The sequence below is a fragment of the Paenibacillus sp. ALE2 genome, from assembly GCF_054113385.1.
In genome coordinates this window covers 5403796-5420071 of record NZ_CM134213.1, presented here as the reverse complement: position 1 = coordinate 5420071, position 16276 = coordinate 5403796, and the positions used below count along the sequence as shown (strand labels likewise).

General features: G+C 44.2%; 16 protein-coding genes. 14 read left to right on the top strand and 2 right to left on the bottom strand.

Annotated features, from left to right (window positions below; translation table 11 throughout):
- The first annotated feature begins 119 nt into the window (after positions 1 to 119).
- The 5 genes from ACXHJ1_RS23350 (at position 120) to ACXHJ1_RS23330 (ending at position 6255) form a co-directional block, all read left to right on the top strand.
- Positions 120 to 2000 carry a beta-glucoside-specific PTS transporter subunit IIABC gene (locus tag ACXHJ1_RS23350; RefSeq protein ID WP_457905302.1) on the top strand — a complete coding sequence of 627 codons (1881 nt, stop codon included), beginning with the start codon at positions 120 to 122 and terminating at the stop codon, positions 1998 to 2000.
- Positions 2001 to 2074: 74 nt separating this feature from the next.
- Entirely contained in the window at positions 2075 to 3484 is a 1410-nt protein-coding gene (locus tag ACXHJ1_RS23345) for a glycoside hydrolase family 1 protein (RefSeq protein ID WP_045243929.1), read from the top strand.
- A gap of 136 nt (positions 3485 to 3620) precedes the next feature.
- Entirely contained in the window at positions 3621 to 4523 is a 903-nt protein-coding gene (locus tag ACXHJ1_RS23340) for a LysR family transcriptional regulator (RefSeq protein WP_457905301.1), read from the top strand.
- Between the two features lie 124 nt (positions 4524 to 4647).
- Positions 4648 to 5787, top strand: coding sequence for a 5-methyltetrahydropteroyltriglutamate--homocysteine S-methyltransferase (locus ACXHJ1_RS23335; protein ID WP_457905300.1), 1140 nt, complete (start codon positions 4648 to 4650; stop codon positions 5785 to 5787).
- A 213-nt stretch (positions 5788 to 6000) separates the two neighbouring features.
- Positions 6001 to 6255: a YciI family protein gene (locus ACXHJ1_RS23330; protein WP_107734351.1), complete on the top strand. Its 255-nt coding sequence runs from the start codon at positions 6001 to 6003 to the stop codon at positions 6253 to 6255.
- A 166-nt stretch (positions 6256 to 6421) separates the two neighbouring features.
- Here ACXHJ1_RS23330 and ACXHJ1_RS23325 read toward each other — a convergent pair whose 3' ends face one another.
- Positions 6422 to 6760 carry a helix-turn-helix domain-containing protein gene (locus ACXHJ1_RS23325; protein ID WP_058712638.1) on the bottom strand — a complete coding sequence of 113 codons (339 nt, stop codon included), beginning with the start codon at positions 6758 to 6760 and terminating at the stop codon, positions 6422 to 6424.
- Positions 6761 to 7114: 354 nt separating this feature from the next.
- Between ACXHJ1_RS23325 and ACXHJ1_RS23320 the strand changes: the two genes are divergently transcribed.
- The 3 genes from ACXHJ1_RS23320 to ACXHJ1_RS23310 all read left to right on the top strand — a co-directional run bounded on the left by ACXHJ1_RS23320 (position 7115) and on the right by ACXHJ1_RS23310 (position 8258).
- Positions 7115 to 7384: a hypothetical protein gene (locus ACXHJ1_RS23320; RefSeq protein WP_225683746.1), complete on the top strand. Its 270-nt coding sequence runs from the start codon at positions 7115 to 7117 to the stop codon at positions 7382 to 7384.
- Between the two features lie 99 nt (positions 7385 to 7483).
- Complete coding sequence (locus tag ACXHJ1_RS23315; protein WP_014599622.1) at positions 7484 to 7582, top strand: hypothetical protein; 99 nt, start codon at positions 7484 to 7486, stop codon at positions 7580 to 7582.
- Between the two features lie 226 nt (positions 7583 to 7808).
- Positions 7809 to 8258 (top strand): DUF6386 family protein, encoded by a 450-nt coding sequence (locus ACXHJ1_RS23310; protein ID WP_102997801.1) that lies wholly within the window; start codon positions 7809 to 7811, stop codon positions 8256 to 8258.
- A 129-nt stretch (positions 8259 to 8387) separates the two neighbouring features.
- On the opposite strand, the gene ACXHJ1_RS23305 is transcribed toward ACXHJ1_RS23310, so the two are convergent.
- Complete coding sequence (locus ACXHJ1_RS23305) at positions 8388 to 9521, bottom strand: phosphodiester glycosidase family protein (protein ID WP_457905299.1); 1134 nt, start codon at positions 9519 to 9521, stop codon at positions 8388 to 8390.
- A gap of 132 nt (positions 9522 to 9653) precedes the next feature.
- Between ACXHJ1_RS23305 and ACXHJ1_RS23300 the strand changes: the two genes are divergently transcribed.
- The 6 genes from ACXHJ1_RS23300 to ACXHJ1_RS23275 all read left to right on the top strand — a co-directional run bounded on the left by ACXHJ1_RS23300 (position 9654) and on the right by ACXHJ1_RS23275 (position 16270).
- Positions 9654 to 10127 (top strand): hypothetical protein, encoded by a 474-nt coding sequence (locus tag ACXHJ1_RS23300; protein WP_249507374.1) that lies wholly within the window; start codon positions 9654 to 9656, stop codon positions 10125 to 10127.
- A 55-nt stretch (positions 10128 to 10182) separates the two neighbouring features.
- Positions 10183 to 11496 carry a hypothetical protein gene (locus ACXHJ1_RS23295; RefSeq protein WP_457905298.1) on the top strand — a complete coding sequence of 438 codons (1314 nt, stop codon included), beginning with the start codon at positions 10183 to 10185 and terminating at the stop codon, positions 11494 to 11496.
- A gap of 156 nt (positions 11497 to 11652) precedes the next feature.
- Complete coding sequence (locus ACXHJ1_RS23290) at positions 11653 to 12276, top strand: SMI1/KNR4 family protein (protein WP_457905297.1); 624 nt, start codon at positions 11653 to 11655, stop codon at positions 12274 to 12276.
- Positions 12277 to 12457: 181 nt separating this feature from the next.
- Entirely contained in the window at positions 12458 to 14338 is a 1881-nt protein-coding gene (gene htpG, locus ACXHJ1_RS23285) for a molecular chaperone HtpG (RefSeq protein ID WP_107734345.1), read from the top strand.
- 155 nt (positions 14339 to 14493) lie between these two features.
- On the top strand, positions 14494 to 14754 hold the full coding sequence (locus ACXHJ1_RS23280; protein WP_107734344.1) for a bacteriocin immunity protein: 261 nt from the start codon (positions 14494 to 14496) through the stop codon (positions 14752 to 14754).
- 316 nt (positions 14755 to 15070) lie between these two features.
- On the top strand, positions 15071 to 16270 hold the full coding sequence (locus ACXHJ1_RS23275; protein WP_016819676.1) for a saccharopine dehydrogenase family protein: 1200 nt from the start codon (positions 15071 to 15073) through the stop codon (positions 16268 to 16270).
- Positions 16271 to 16276 lie beyond the last annotated feature (6 nt).

Here is a 16276-nt window from a genome sequence, read left to right as displayed (position 1 = left end):
TGTTACTGATAAGCAGGCGATACCTAAATGAATGGCAGTGATCATTTTCTATGATCATGCAGGCCTTTCGTTTAGGTATTTTTTTGTTTTCAGGCAATCTGCCCAAGAGGAGAATGAACATGGACCATAAGAACATGGGCGAGGATATCGTACGTCTCGTTGGTGGAGAAGAAAATATCAATGGGCTAGTCCATTGTGCTACACGGCTCCGATTTGACCTGAAGGATTCACGAAAAGCCGAGAGAGAAGCGCTTGAGAAGCACGAGGGAGTCATTACTGTTGTTGAAAGTGGAGGACAATTTCAAGTCGTGATTGGCAGCCATGTTGCCTATGTATATACAGAGATTATGAAAAACAGAGATTTTGGATCAGACAGCTCAGCGACTAACGAATCCGGCGGAAAGAAGACATCGGTCATATCCACAATCTTTGAAGTCATTTCCGGCAGCTTCTCCCCGTTGATTCCGGCGATGGCAGGCTCGGGGATGCTGAAAGCTCTCTTGACGGTTTTGACCTTGCTAGGCTGGATGTCTGCAACAAGTGATACCTATCTGATCCTGTCTGCTGCCGGGAATGCTGTATTTTACTTCTTGCCGATTTTACTGGGAATTACGCTCGGTATAAAGCTGAAAGCGAATCCTTATGTAGCTGGTGTGATCGGTGCAGCTCTACTGGAACCCAACTTTACGGGACTGATGGACAAAGGCTCAGATGTATCGTTTTTGGGAATACCGGTGGTCATGATGAACTACTCAGCGAGTGTTTTTCCGATATTCATATCTATCAGCATCTATGCGTTGGTAGACAAGTTTTTGAAGAAGATCATTCTTAAGGATTTGCAGCTGTTTTTAGTTCCGATGTTGGCTTTAATGATTATGGTTCCTTTATCTGCAATAGCATTCGGACCGTTTGGTACAACAGTAGGAGATTGGATTTCTTCGGGTGTGACATGGTTAATCGGTGTAAGCGGCATTTTGTCAGGGATTGTGCTTGGCGGTTTTATGACCTTTATGGTCGTCTTCGGACTTCACTGGGGCTTTACCCCGATCACGATTCAAAATATTGGTGTTGGCGGTGATCCGATTGAGGCTATGGCGGCTGCGGCTGTATTTGCTCAAATTGGTGTCGCATTCGGTATCTTCCTGAAGGCGAAAAAAGATAAAACACTTAGAACCCTTGCGGGTTCCACGAGTATTACAGGCTTGCTGGCGGGTGTAACAGAGCCGATTGTGTATGGTCTGGTGCTTCGCTTTAAACGAGTCATTCCAATTGTCATTATCGCAGGGGCTATAGGCGGTGCCATCAATGGACATTTTGGAGTGAAAATGACGGCTTATGTGTTTCACAACATTTTTGCGATTCCAGTCTATACGCCGACCTTGGTTTACGTGATTGCCATTGCATGCTCGTTCGCGGTAGCCACGGTGCTGACTCTTATTTTTGGGTATGAAAGCAAAGTGAAGGGGGAGACGGCAGCAACTGTTGAGGCCGTTAAGACGGAAGAACCTCTACCAGCTGTTACAGCAACTAAGGCTGTTGACATCAAGAAAGAAACGATATATAGCCCGATCACAGGCAAGACTACACCACTGAGCCAAGTGAATGATTCGGCATTTTCAACAGGGGCAATGGGAAAAGGCTTAGCCATTGAACCATCTGTCGGTGAGGTCGTAGCGCCTATTGATGGAGTTGTAACCTCGCTGTTCCCTACAGGACACGCCATCGGCTTGACTTCCAAGGCGGGTACGGAGATATTAATTCATATCGGAATTAACACCGTCGCGCTGAAAGGAAAGCATTTTAATCCGGTCGTTCAAGAGGGAGATATCGTAAAACAAGGGGACTTGTTAATCCAATTTGACAGAGAGCAGATTATAGAAGCAGGGTACGAAATCGTAACCCCTGTCATTGTCACACTGACGAAAAACAAAGTGGGCGTATTTGAGACAAGTCAGGAGCAGATTCAAAAAAATGAAGTATTGCTAACTTTGGTGGTGTAATACAGGAAAGCTCATCCTCACGTACATGAATTGCGAAATCAGAAGGATATAACGATAACTGGAGGGACTATAGCATGAAACATAATCAATTGAAGGCATTTCCTGAAAACTTCTTCTGGGGAGGTTCAACTTCCGCCTATCAAGTAGAGGGTGCATGGGACGAAGATGGAAAAGGACCCTCTGTCATTGACATGGCTAACCACGTCGAAGGAGTCACTGATTTTAAGGTAACCAGTGATCATTACCATATGTTCAAAGAGGACGTAGCTCTGATGGCTGAAATGGGCTTTAAGGCGTACCGCTTCTCGATCGCTTGGACACGCATCTATCCACAAGGCGCGGGTGAAGTCAATCCGAAGGGAATTGCATTTTACAGCTCATTGATTGACGAATTAATTAAATATGGTATTGAGCCCATTGTTACTATGTATCACTTTGATCTGCCCTATGCGCTTGAACAACAAGGCGGATGGTCCAAAAGGGAAACGATTGATGCCTTCGAGCAGTATGCCAAAACGTTGTTTGAGAACTTTGGGGACAGAGTCAAATACTGGCTAACCATTAACGAACAAAACATGCTGATTCTCCATCCTGGTTCTATTGGTACATTGGATACAAGTCTGGAAAATCCACAAAAGGTACTGTATCAACAAAATCATCATATGTTAGTTGCGCAGGCGAAGGCAATGGTATTGTGCCATGACATGCTACCTAATGCGAAAATTGGACCAGCACCGAATATTGGGGTCATTTATCCAGCTAGTTCCAAACCGGAAGATACGCTGGCAGCTGACAACTATGCAGCTATTCGCAACTGGCTCTACCTGGATATGGCTGTATTTGGCCGCTACAACCACATTGCCTGGAGTTATTTGGTCGAGAAGGGCTATGAGCCTGTTATTGAAGAAGGGGATATGGATATATTAGCGAAAGGAAATCCAGATTTTATCGCCTTTAACTACTATACCTCTCAAACCGTAGGGGAAAGTTTGGATGATGGAAATGATTTTTCACATACAGGCGATCAGCATGAAATTGTGGGTGAACCCGGAGCATACCGGGGCTCTGTGAACCCCAACCTGCAAAAGACGGAGTTTGGTTGGGAGATTGATCCGGTCGGTTTTAGAAGTACATTACGTCAAATATATTCTCGCTACCACTTGCCTTTAATCGTGACAGAGAACGGCTTGGGTGCATTTGACAAGCTGGAAGAAGGGGATGTAGTAAACGATCCTTATCGTATTGACTTCTTCAAGAAACATATCGAGCAGATTCAATTGGCTATTACAGACGGCGTAGACGTATTCGGCTTCTGTCCGTGGTCTGCGATTGATCTTGTGAGTACCCACCAGGGTTCCAGTAAGCGTTACGGGTTTATCTATGTGGATCGTGAGGAATTTGATCTCAAAGATCTGCGCCGCATTCGTAAACAAAGCTTCTACTGGTATCAAAAGCTGATCGCTACAAATGGTGAAATCCGTTAATTAATACAACCGTGAAAAAGCACCTCCTTGAAATGGATGTTACCATTTTGAGGAGGTGTTTCTATTATCCCTTTGCCCAGAAGCGTGATTATGTATTATATAATAGAAGAAACACAAACGGAAAGGACATCATGCATTGACCTTACAACAATTAAAATATGTCATCGAGGTTACCAATCGTGGCTCCATGAATGAGGCGGCGAAGCGGTTGTTCATTTCCCAGCCCAGTCTGTCGAACGCGATTCGCGATCTGGAGGAAGAAATTCATATCACCATTTTTGAACGTACCAATAAAGGCATTTCTTTGTCCAAAGAAGGCGTGGAATTCCTCGGTTATGCACGTCAGGTTGTTGAGCAGGCGGAGTTGCTGGAAAATCGCTATCTGGATGCCAAGCCTTCACCACAGCATTTTGCTGTGTCCACGCAGCATTATGCTTTTGCAGTAAATGCATTCGTAAATCTGGTGAATCAATATGGACAGGATGAATATGAACTGGCTTTGCGGGAGACCAAAACCCATGAAATCATACAGGATGTCAAAAGCCTGCGCAGTGAGATCGGAATCCTGTATCTGAACGAATTTAACGCCAAGGTCATCAACAAGCTGCTAAAAGATGCAAATCTGCAATTCAACAGCCTGTTTACGGCCAAGCCGCACATCTTTATCAGTGCCAATAATCCGCTATCCCGGCAGTCTAGCGTGACCATTGACCAGCTTCATCCTTATCCATACCTGTCCTTTGAGCAAGGGGAGTACAATTCCTTTCACTTCTCCGAGGAAATTCTGAGTACGTTGTCGCATCCCAAAAGCATTCATGTTAATGACCGGGCGACCCTTTTTAATCTGCTTATTGGCTTGAACGGTTATACCATTTCTACTGGGGTAATTAGTGCGGATCTGAACGGTAACGAGATAATTTCCGTCCCTCTGGAGTGTGGTGAGTCTATTAATGTAGGATGGATTTGCCATAAAAACGTCGCGCTCTCCAAGCTGGCTACTGTCTATGTAGAAGCGTTGCATGAGGCGATAGGGGAATAAAAAAGTTTGATATAGCCTTAGGCTATAACTAGCTATAGTTTATTGGAGTTACCTTATAGCTGAAAATGTATGTTATCTTTCTTACAACAACTTCACTACTGAAGCGAAAAAGGAGATAACCCTAATGAGCAGCATCCTTGACAATGCATCCCAACGTAAAGTGACCCCTTTCAGACATGACATGGTCGGCAGCTTTTTGCGCCCGCAAGCGATCAAAGCCGCCAGAACTCAATTTCAAAATAATGAAATCTCTGCGGACGAGCTGAGAAAGATTGAAGATGAAGAAATTATCAAGCTGGTCGAAAAGCAAAAATCCGTAGGACTTCAAGCTGTGACGGATGGTGAATTCAGACGGTCCTGGTGGCATCTTGATTTTATGTGGGGACTGGACGGCGTGGAAAAGGTACAGCTTGCAAACGGCTACCAATTCCAAGGTGTGGAAACAAGAGCGGAAACCGCACGCTTGTCCGGTAAAATCGGACATTCTCATCATCCTTTCATTGAAGATTTCAAATTCCTGAAGCAAGTCGCAGGAGAGGATGCTATCGCCCGCCAAACGATTCCGGCACCTGCGCAGTTCCTGGCTGAGCTGCTGCGCGGAGAAAATAAAGAAACAACCGATACGTATTACAGCAATCTGGATGAACTGGTGACGGACATTGCCAAAGCCTACAAATCTGTGATCCAAGCGCTGTATAATGAAGGCTGCCGCAGCCTGCAACTGGATGATTGCACATGGGGCATGCTCTGTGATAAAAACTATTGGCAAGCTAGACAGCATGCGGGTGAAAATGTGGAAGATACCAAAAAGCTATTCGCTCGCGTGAATCAGGAAGCCGTGAAGGATCTTCCAGCCGATTTGGTCGTTACAACCCACGTATGCCGTGGTAACTACCATTCCACCTGGGCATCTTCAGGCGGCTATGAGCCTGTAGCCGAAACCCTGTTCGGCATCGATAACATCGATGGCTACTATCTCGAATTCGATACCGACCGTGCGGGTGATTTTACACCGCTTAAGCATCTGAAAGATGAAAAACAGGTCGTACTGGGTCTCGTTTCCTCCAAAATAGGTGAACTGGAAGACAAGCAGACGGTGATTAATCGCATTAAGGAAGCGACCCAATTCGTGGACATCAACCACATCTGCCTCAGCCCACAATGCGGCTTTGCTTCCACAGAAGAGGGCAATATTCTGACAGAAGAGCAGCAGTGGAAAAAGCTTGCTTTCATAAAAGAGATTGCGGACGAGATCTGGAAGTAAGGGTTTAGGGGAATTGAATTGGAGAGATTTGTGATTACTAAAACACGCCACTTGAGGGCGTGTTTTAGTTTGAGAATCCGCTAAAATTGACCAAATCCCCTTATAGTTGCATTTCATCTTTAAGGACTTTTATTACAATAGCTAACGCTGTAATATCTTCTTAAAGGAACGCCAGATATTTTTTATTACAAGGGAAATATGGAGGGGAAATCAATGAATTACTTTTTATTAATTACTACACGAACAAACAAGTTCAATACTGATGATATCGAAGGGCACTATGACCATCTGGAAAAGTTAAAGAAAGAGGGAGCTCTTGAAAAGTATGGTCCATTTAGCGATGGAACGGGAGGAGCCTATTTAATAAAAGCAGCGTCACTTGAGGAGGCGACAAAGATTGGGAATTTAGATCCGCTCATTCAAAATGGTTCTTCTGCATTGACAATAAAGGAATGGCTGTTGCGTTAAATTTCATCTGCAAAGAGTGATAATCCATCTAAGAAGGTCATGACAAATAACTAATGTGCCTTTTTGGTATTGAATAAAAAATGAGGACTATGATTTTCTGAAAATGAAAAGTATGGTCCTTTTTTTATTTCCCAAGAGATTGCTCTCACAATTTTTGAGAATCTTCTTAGTTGATAATCTCCCGTATCACATTTCTCGCCAAACGTACCTTTTCTGGACTCGATTTTTTGAGCATTGTAATAATTTCTATAATATCTTCATCAGACTCCACAATTTTGGGGTCCTCGCTTACATATGAAAACAACTGAACTAAGTTTACGTCTAGTGCTTTTGCGATTTTAGCTACATTTATCAAGGAAACATTCTTTTCTCCACGTTCGATCTGCCCAATGTATGTAAAATGAAATCCGCCTTTTTCCCCAAGTGCTTCTTGCGAGAGGCCTTTTTCTTTGCGTAAAACTCTTATTCTAGCCCCAACTAGCTTTAACACTTCTTTGTCCAGCATACATCTACACCCCTTCATACTAAAAAGTGTAGACAAGATTTTCTTTGGTAAACATGAGATTAAGAATCGTATATTCGTTATTAATTATATCTATAAGTATTATTTTGAGTTATAATAAGACTATTCTTGAAATTCTCTGGAGGAATAGATATGAAAGAAGCTCCTTCTACCTATATTCCAAGTCCCACTCAACCATCCAGACCCGTGCAACACCTAGATCATTCAATAACCGATTTCCACACCTTAGCCCAATACCATATGAAACTAGCTCAAATACTGTACAAGCATAACCAACTCCAATGCTGTATTATCCTCTGTGACTGGGCGCTAACCTCCATGTTAAAAGCTCTATATATGAAAGAAACTAATAGCATTTTCCCTCCGAAACTCTTGTCGATGGCGGATTTGTTGCACTTATTACATACCGAAACCAACCCGGGATTGGATGTTGTCGTATTTATAGGCACCACTCAATTCCTTTCATCCCAGCTAGAAACCCCGCTCCTTCAGAAGATGAAGCAGAAGGATGTGAGCAGGCTGCTGCGCAGAACAGACGACATTCTTTGCCAGTTGTCATCCCGAGTCATTACCGACCCATCCGAAACATACCAGTCCATTTTCTAAGAGGCCCCTTCACACAAATAAACTTACCGATTCGCCCGGTCGTTATCCGCTTTTCTACATACGATAAGAGTAAGCTTTAACGCAAGGAGGGATTTAGATATGGGTGAAGTAGGTTACGGTGGAGCATGGACATCCACAGGCGCGATTTTGGTATTGTTCATTTTGTTGGTGATTATCACCAAATCTTTTCTGATCTAACAGCAGGTTCAGATTTCCTAAAAATTCACAAAGCGGCCCTTTTTTCACGACAGCGTGAGGGAGGGCTTTTTTAATGCAGAATGGATGGTAGTGCTAGTATGTTGTCTGGCCCTGCAAGCATTGTTATACTTTACATACAGGGATAATTTCCCTCAAGTGTATAGCAATTTGGATAGCGGAAGACGTGAGAAAACGGAAATTCGCTGGCTATTATCAGGAGGATCGCATGATGAACATGGCAATCAATCCATTTCAATTTACGACAGACACGGCGACTCTTTGCCTATTTGATACGCAAGCTCTGAAGCATCGCTTGAACGATGAGCCTGATTGGTGGTCCATCGAAGAGGACGAGCTGGGGGAGTTGAATGCGGGAAACGCTGCTTTTTTGAATCTGGGAGCGGACGGGACGTATGAGGTTGTGATAGCAGATCATATCGAGCAGCCGACGGTGCGGCTGTTTTTGAAGGTACCCTCAGGAAACATATTTATTGGTGCAGGAGAGGAAGCCACAGGTGGTGAGTTGGAACCTGATTGTGTATGGGGAGGGTCATTCCTGTCTGTGCAACCCGGACTTTATGAATGCTTGGCTAGCAGAGAAAATAACCGTATATACCTTTCTTTAAAAAAAGGAAGCGAAGGCAGCAACAGCTTTACCAGTCTGATTCGATTGTAGGTTGCAGGATCAACCCGTAACGGATCAGACAAGCTACTCGAACAGGTGGAAGCCGATTAACCGAGACTGGGAAAAAGGAAAAGGCTATCCCCACGGCTTGCATATCCGTGAGAACAGCGCTTTATTCGTCTATTGATACTTTACAATAATGGCGTTACTGATTTGGCGGCCGGGTGTGGTGAGGTAAGAGCCGTTGTAGTACAGTCCGCTGGAAGCACCGCCGTCCAGATTCATAGCCTGATAAGCACCAGCCTGCTTCATCATTTGGGCGAGCTGTGGAATAGTCGCTCCGCTTGTGGTCAGGAGGATCAGCTTATGATCCCTAGTAATCCCAAGTGCGCTGCGGGCGCCGCCGCCTGTTAATATTTTAGGGTCCTTGAAGCCTTCGGCTTTGACATTCAGGGAAACCTGGCCGTTCGTGACCAGACGAGGTCCAGCTTGAAGAGCACCTTCGACGCTACCTTGGGTTGTTAACCGTTGTTCAAAGGCAGAGCCCGACACGAGCTCGGCTAAATGGTTAGCATCGTAGGTGAAGACGGTGCGTTGATCGCCGGAGCTTTTTTTTAACATCTTGCCGTGGCTGACCAAATAGCCGTAAGGCGTTTTGTAGGAGCTTTTGGTATAGGCGTCAAAAAATGTGCCATTAATGGCTACAACCGCTTGATTGCGTTTGGCGAGACTGCTTAAGTTCTCCACTTTACCAATGGTATCGCCCGCCAGTGCTACGTCTAAACTCACCTTGGGATGGAGCATGGAGATGGTGACCACCTTAGCGGAAAAGGTACGAGATCCAACCTTGAAGCTTTTATGAGCTGTCGTGATGGGGGTAGTGCTTCCGGGTAGCTTGCCGATAAGTACCGGAAGCGTAACAGACGTTGTACCTTGCGTAATACGCACAGCTGAGGTTTCTTTTTGCCATAAGACTTGCAGGTTTAGATGTTGGCTGATGAACTGTAAGGGTACATAGGTAGTGCCGTTATCGGTAAAAGGTGCATTTTGCATACGAACTGTTTGGTCATTTACTTTAGCAGCAGGTTGTCCCGTAAATAATGTAAGCCGGGTATTGCCTTGCGCAATTTCTATTTTTTTGTCTGCTGGGTTCAGGTTGAGTGTGATCCCTTCATAGCTGTTTAGGAGGCGAAGCGGGATGAAGGAGTGGTTACTCTGATCCACATAAACCAGCATAGGTGCTGGTGCAGCAGCGTAGATCGGGGTTACAAGTAAGAGCATAGACAGAATAATAAGTGCGGTGATTCTTTTCATGAATAGATCAATCTCCTTATGTAGTCTTAACTATTGACAAGGTGCTTGTACTTATATCGGGTTTTATGAGTTATAAATGTATGTTACGCGAATTTTGAGTGTTTGGATGATACAGAAACGGGGTGGCTGGAGATGAGCAGGTATGAGACAAGACTTGAGGATTACCGTCGCAGGGAGCGCCCTTCTTATTGTGTATTTGAAGGATTGCAGGAATTGGTGCGCAGCGTGGGGCAACTTCATAATAACTGGTTATATGTGAATGTGGATCAATGGGATCAGGACCCTGTTCAAACACCGATTTATTATTTGGATGAGCATTGGCTGGAGGAATGTGCAGAGGACGGTACAGCCGCAACCAACGAACAGGACGAGTATATTCCCCTATGGATATCAGATCGTCAGGTTCAAACTTGGTTTGAGCTGGCCACCTTTGAAAGTATTGTAGAAGTTCTTAAGGCTGCTAGACAGCCAGTGACGATTCAGATGGTGATTGTGGCGGTCAAATATTACGAAAAGTACGATGCCTACCTGGATTATGAGGAGGTAAAAGCAGTGACAGACCTGTGGTCTGTGTTGACGAAGGTGAGAAACCACCTAACAGAATGAATAAAGCCTGTAGAACAAACCGGGGATACATAGACGACTGGGATGGGGGAGCAGAATGAACTGGTTGAATCATGAATTGGCAGCACAGTGGCGACAGGAAGGCAAAAGGTATGCCGCAGATGTGAACGAATTTGTCAGAATCGGTATGGAAAGCCAGTGGCAGCAGGAGCAACCAGAGCCAAAGCAGAACGAACGCTCTAAGCTGGCCAAAGATATTTTTCGTATGATTCAGGAAGCGAATCAGGCAGGGGAAACAGAGCAGTTACGTCGGGAAATTCCGGTTGCATCCTGGCCGCTTACACCAGCGTTTGAAGAGGCCTTGCAAGCCGTTAGACCGATGGCATTTATGAATGGAAGCAATGAGGTTATTCTGCATGCAGGCAGTCCTCGGGAACGCGGAAAGATCTATGTGACGGGGAAAGATGGAATCAGGCAAATCCCTGGACTGCATCGTGTAGGTTGTTCGCCGGACGGGAGTTATTTTGCGCTGGTGGACGGACAAGGGATTCGGATTGTTCGACAACCGGATCGAAATTTACAAGGCGAAGAGACAGCGCATTTTCAATGGACGGATATACGTGTCCGCTTAAAAGCATCTATTCCTGACCTGGAATGCTTGGCGGATGAGGAACACCCTGAGGATATATTAGATGAAGTGATTCCGTTTGGCGATGGACAGCGCCTGTTGCTGGTTTGCGGTTACGGTGTTTATTTGCTGGCTGGTGATCAGGTGGATTTGATTCATCCCATGGCGTCTGAACGAAGGGAGTTGGGGCTGGAAGACACGATTGTGGCTATGGCGCATGGAGCTGTGTCGAAGGATGAACGCTGGATCGCTTATGGCAGCCAGATGAGTGAGCATTTGCTCATGGACTTAACCGATAAGACGGTGCATACATGGGAGCCGAGCTCCAGCTATCCGCATTATGCTCTATTTTCCAAAGATGATCTGGATGTCTGGTACAATGCCTGTCATTTCTACAACGGTGCCACCATTCAGGTGTTGATTGCCGAAGTGGAGCAGGGACTTGCTCAGAATACGGTAGAATGGCCGATAATAAATGAAGAAATGCGAGTATACGCTGCAGTAGCGCTGACGCAAGGAGCTATTCTAGGTGATGCCTACGGATATCTCCGTCTTATGGATAGAGAGGGACGTGAACTTTGGCGCTATTTTGTCGGAAGTACGATATCTGGACTGGCAGTTACATCTGATGAAGGCATGTTGGCGGTTGGGACGTATGGCGGTATGCTTCATTTAATTGATTTGCAGCATGGTACCAAGGATGAATATACCATTGGCACTGCTCCAATTCACGAGACAGAGCGTTGGTTCCTCTGGCGTAACTATGAGCCATTGCGCTGGTAATACTAATATTCCGCAAATGGTGAAAAAAGCAAGTTCTGATAAGCTGAACATAAAAAGTATAGTGGCATATGATTGCAATGCTATTCTCATATAGAGACGCATGAGGCATACATCTATGATGCAAAATGCGAGTAAAAAGGAAAGAGGTGTGAGGACATGGACAAGAAAGCGGATATTCGCACATCCATGAAGGAGTTATTTGCACAGATGGATGAAGCCTTTTTTATGGATGTGGAAGAAAATGTACCGTTCGAAATGCGTGATGGGAACGTCGATGAGGAGGGATGGATCAAGTGGAAGCCCCTTCCTTCACAGATTACAGAACAGGAAGTTCGGGAGATGGAAGAAAAATACCATTTTGAGCTGCCGCTTCTGCTGAGGAATTTTATCATGTCCTACCATTATGTATCTTTACAATTCGATAATGAATCTATCCCAGGAGTATACTGGAGCGATTGTACGTTTGTAGAGTTTCCACGTCTGCCAGCAGGTCAAGGCTTAAAGGCATTTTATGATTTGATCGATCAATGGTCACCTTTGCTGTCAGCAGGCTATATTCCATTTGCCATTGCAGAAGACGATCAGGGCCCTGTATGTTTAAATGTAGGCAGCAGACATAAGGACGGCGATTATCCTATTGTCTGGTTCTTTCACGAGGATCTCCGGCATTTGGATGAGGATGAGCTACAGATTAGGAGTAACCTGCTTCCCCATGTGCAGGGGCTGTTTCCATCCACTGTCGAAATGTTTAGCGTTATGTTTAAGCAAATCAGGCACTAACGATTCCCTGAAATGGAATTTTACTGTGCAGATTAACCAAGATATTGACATAAAAAATGAGGAATGTTATAAAAAAGGTAGGCTAGCACTCGAATGATGGGAGTGCTAACAAAGCTGAATCGTTTGCATAGCTCTTATCCGCTGGCCTTACATAGGTTTATATTTGAAAGGAGATATTCGAATGGAGAAAAAACAGTTTCAGGCTGAGTCCAAGCGTCTGCTCGAAATGATGATTAACTCGATTTACACTCAAAAGGAAATTTTCCTAAGAGAGCTGATCTCCAACGCAAGTGATGCGATTGACAAAATCTATTACAAAGCACTGACAGACGATCAATTAGTCTTTGACAAAGAGAATTATTATATTAAAGTAATTGCCGATAAGGATCATAGAACGCTAACTCTGCGTGATACCGGGATTGGGATGACCAAGGAAGAACTGGAAAATAACCTGGGCATCATTGCTAAAAGTGGCTCACTGGCATTCAAAAATGAAAATGAGTCCAAGGATGGTCATGACATTATCGGTCAATTCGGCGTCGGCTTCTATTCAGCTTTCATGGTAGCAGATGTAGTTACAGTAACGACCAAGGCTTTGGGAAGCGATACTGCTTATAAATGGGAATCTACAGGTGCTGACGGTTATACCATTGAGGTGGCTGAGAAGGACGAGGTCGGAACCGAGATTGTTCTGAAAATCAAGGAAAACACCGAGGATGAGTCCTACGACGAATATTTGGACGAGTACCGTTTAAAAGCGCTTATTAAAAAATACTCCGACTTTATCCGCTACCCGATTAAAATGGATGTTACAGGCAAGCGTCTGAAAGAAGGAAGCGATAACGAGTTTGAGGATTACAAAGAAGAACAGCGTATTAACAGCATGGTGCCCATCTGGAGAAAAAATAAAAGCGAGCTAACCGACGAGGATTATCAAAATTTCTACGCGGAAAAACGCTATGGCTACGACAAGCCGCTCCAGCATATCCATGTCAGCGCGGACGGCGCGGTAGTGTACCAAGCGATTTTGTTTATTCCTGAGAATATTCCGTTTGATTTTTACTCTAAGGAATATGAAAAAGGGCTGGAGTTGTATGCTAACGGTGTGCTAATCATGGAAAAATCTCCTGACCTGCTGCCGGATTATTTTAGCTTTGTAAAAGGTATGGTTGACTCCGAAAGCCTGTCACTCAACATTTCGAGAGAAATGCTGCAGCATGATCGTCAGTTGAAGCTGATTGCCAAAAATATTGAAAGCAAAATTAAAGGCCAGCTGTTGACTCTGCTCAAAAATGATCGGGAGAAATATGATCAATTCTACAAATCATTTGGAAGACAATTGAAATTTGGTGTGTACAACGATTACGGCAGACATAAAGAAGCCCTTCAGGATCTGCTTATGTTCTACTCTTCTACAGAGAAAAAGCAGGTTACTTTGGACGAATATGTATCTCGTATGCCAGAGGATCAAAAGTATATTTATTATGCTTCCGGGGAGTCCAATGAGCGTATTGAAAAGCTACCGCAGACCGAATTGGTGGCCGATAAAGGCTACGAAATTTTGTACTTCACTGATGATATTGATGAGTTCGCTATTAAAATGCTCTTAAGCTATAAAGAGAAAGAATTCAAATCCGTATCGAGTGGCGATCTGGGCATTGAGTCTGACGAAAATGAGAAAGAAACTGAAGCGGAACAAAACGACAACAAGGAGTTGTTCGAGTACATGAAGGGCTTGCTGGAAGGCAAAGTATCCAGTGTTAAAGCCTCCAAGCGCTTGAAGACACATCCGGTATGTCTGTCCGCTGACGGCGAAGTGACTATTGAGATGGAGAAAATTTTGAACGCCATGCCGAATAACGCTGATGTCAAAGCAAATAAAGTGCTGGAAATCAACGTGAACCATGCGGTGTTCAACTCTTTGAAAGAAGCCTTTGCCGAGGATAAGGAGAAAGTGAACCTCTATACGGCATTACTGTACAATCAAGCTTTGCTGATCGAGGGCTTGCCACTGCAAGATCCGGTTGAATTCACGAACGATATTTGCAAAATCATGGTTTAATACGCTTTATTACGATATAGAGCCGTTCCCACACCGGGGGCGGCTTTATTTATTATGACACTTCTTAAAGCTCCATAATAGGCCGTATAACGCTTATAGTAGAAGCATAAGGCCTTGCACTGTGCCGACTATTCAATACCTAGGAGGGCGATTGTATGAGTCTGGATCGAGATCCATTGACCCCCCAAAGTTTAAGCCGAAGTGAGCTTATACAGTTGGTGGAAAAAATCATCAGAGGCGAGGGAACAGAGGAGGAAATCGACAGCATGCTTACCGTAGTCATGCAAAATACACCTCATCCGGGGATTAGTAATTTGATCTACTGGGATGACCGTAATTTGAGTGCGGCAGAGATTGTAGATGAAGCATTACGCTATCAGCCCATTTTTGTACCGCCTCATGAATCTTCTTCATAGCATGCGGAGGGGTAGTCTTTTATTAAAAAATAAGATAATATAATTTTTTTAAAGGTTATGAGTATCATATTCAAGAAAACTTCCGTTAAAGGTGTGCTGGCTTCCCTGTAATGTATGGAGAAATGTTTGCTTTTTGCTCGCTTTACGGAGAATTTATGCCTAATTTTGGGGTTTGTAAAATTTTTGTGACATGCTTCTGTGAATTTTGACACAGCAAATTGTCGTTTTTCTTGATTATTTGGTGGGATGTCTTTATAATCATTTTGTTTGCAAGAATGAATAGCGATTAGCGTATGGAATAAGGAGGTTATTTATTTTGGGAAAAGCATTGATTATTGGCGCCGGTGGCGTGGCCAGCGTTGTGGTGCATAAATGTTGCCAAAACCCAGATGTATTTGAAGAAATTTGTATCGCAAGCAGAACTGTTGAGAAATGCGATGCGCTTAAAGAGAAGCTGGGTGGAGGTCGTACGAAGATCCAAACGGCTCAGCTTGATGCTGACAACACCGACATGGTCATTGACTTGATTCGAAGCTTTCAACCGGATGTAGTTATCAATGTGGCTCTCCCTTATCAGGATTTGACGATAATGGATGCTTGCCTTGAGACAGGTGTTCATTACGTTGATACGGCGAACTATGAACCGCCGGATACGCCGAAGTTTGAATACAGCTGGCAATGGGCCTACAAAGAAAGATTCGAAAAAGCAGGAATTACAGCTCTGCTGGGCAGCGGTTTTGATCCAGGCGTGACTGGAGTATTTACGGCTTATGCTCAAAAGCACTATTTTGATGAAATTCATACGATTGATATTGTGGATGCGAATGCAGGGGACCACGGATATCCTTTTGCAACTAATTTTAATCCGGAAATCAATATTCGTGAAATTACAGCGAAAGGCCGTTACTTTGAAAACGGAGAATGGATTGAAACTGAGCCGCTTTCTGAGAAAAAGGTATACGACCTGCCTGAAATTGGACCGAAAAATATATATCTTTTGTACCATGAAGAACTGGAATCTCTTGCAGTGAATATTAAAGGCGTGAAAAAAATCCGCTTCTGGATGACGTTCTCGGACAATTATCTGAATCATTTGAACGTACTTCAAAACGTGGGCATGACTTCGATCGAGCCTATTGATTATGAAGGGCAACAAATCATTCCACTGCAATTCCTGAAAGCTATTTTGCCGGACCCGGCTTCTCTGGGACCAAGAACAAAAGGCAAAACAAACATTGGCTGCATCATCCAAGGCGTGAAAGATGGAAAGCCAAAAACCTATTATGTTTACAACGTTTGTGATCATGAAGAATGTTATGCAGAGGTTGGCTCCCAAGCCATTTCTTACACAACAGGTGTTCCGGCTATGATCGGTGCAATGCTTATCATCAAAGGCCTCTGGAAAAAACCAGGTGTTTACAACGTTGAGGAATTCGATCCAGATCCATTCATGGAAGCACTAAATAAACACGGATTGCCATGGCAAGAGAACTTTACGCCAACGTTGCTTGATTGAGGTCTG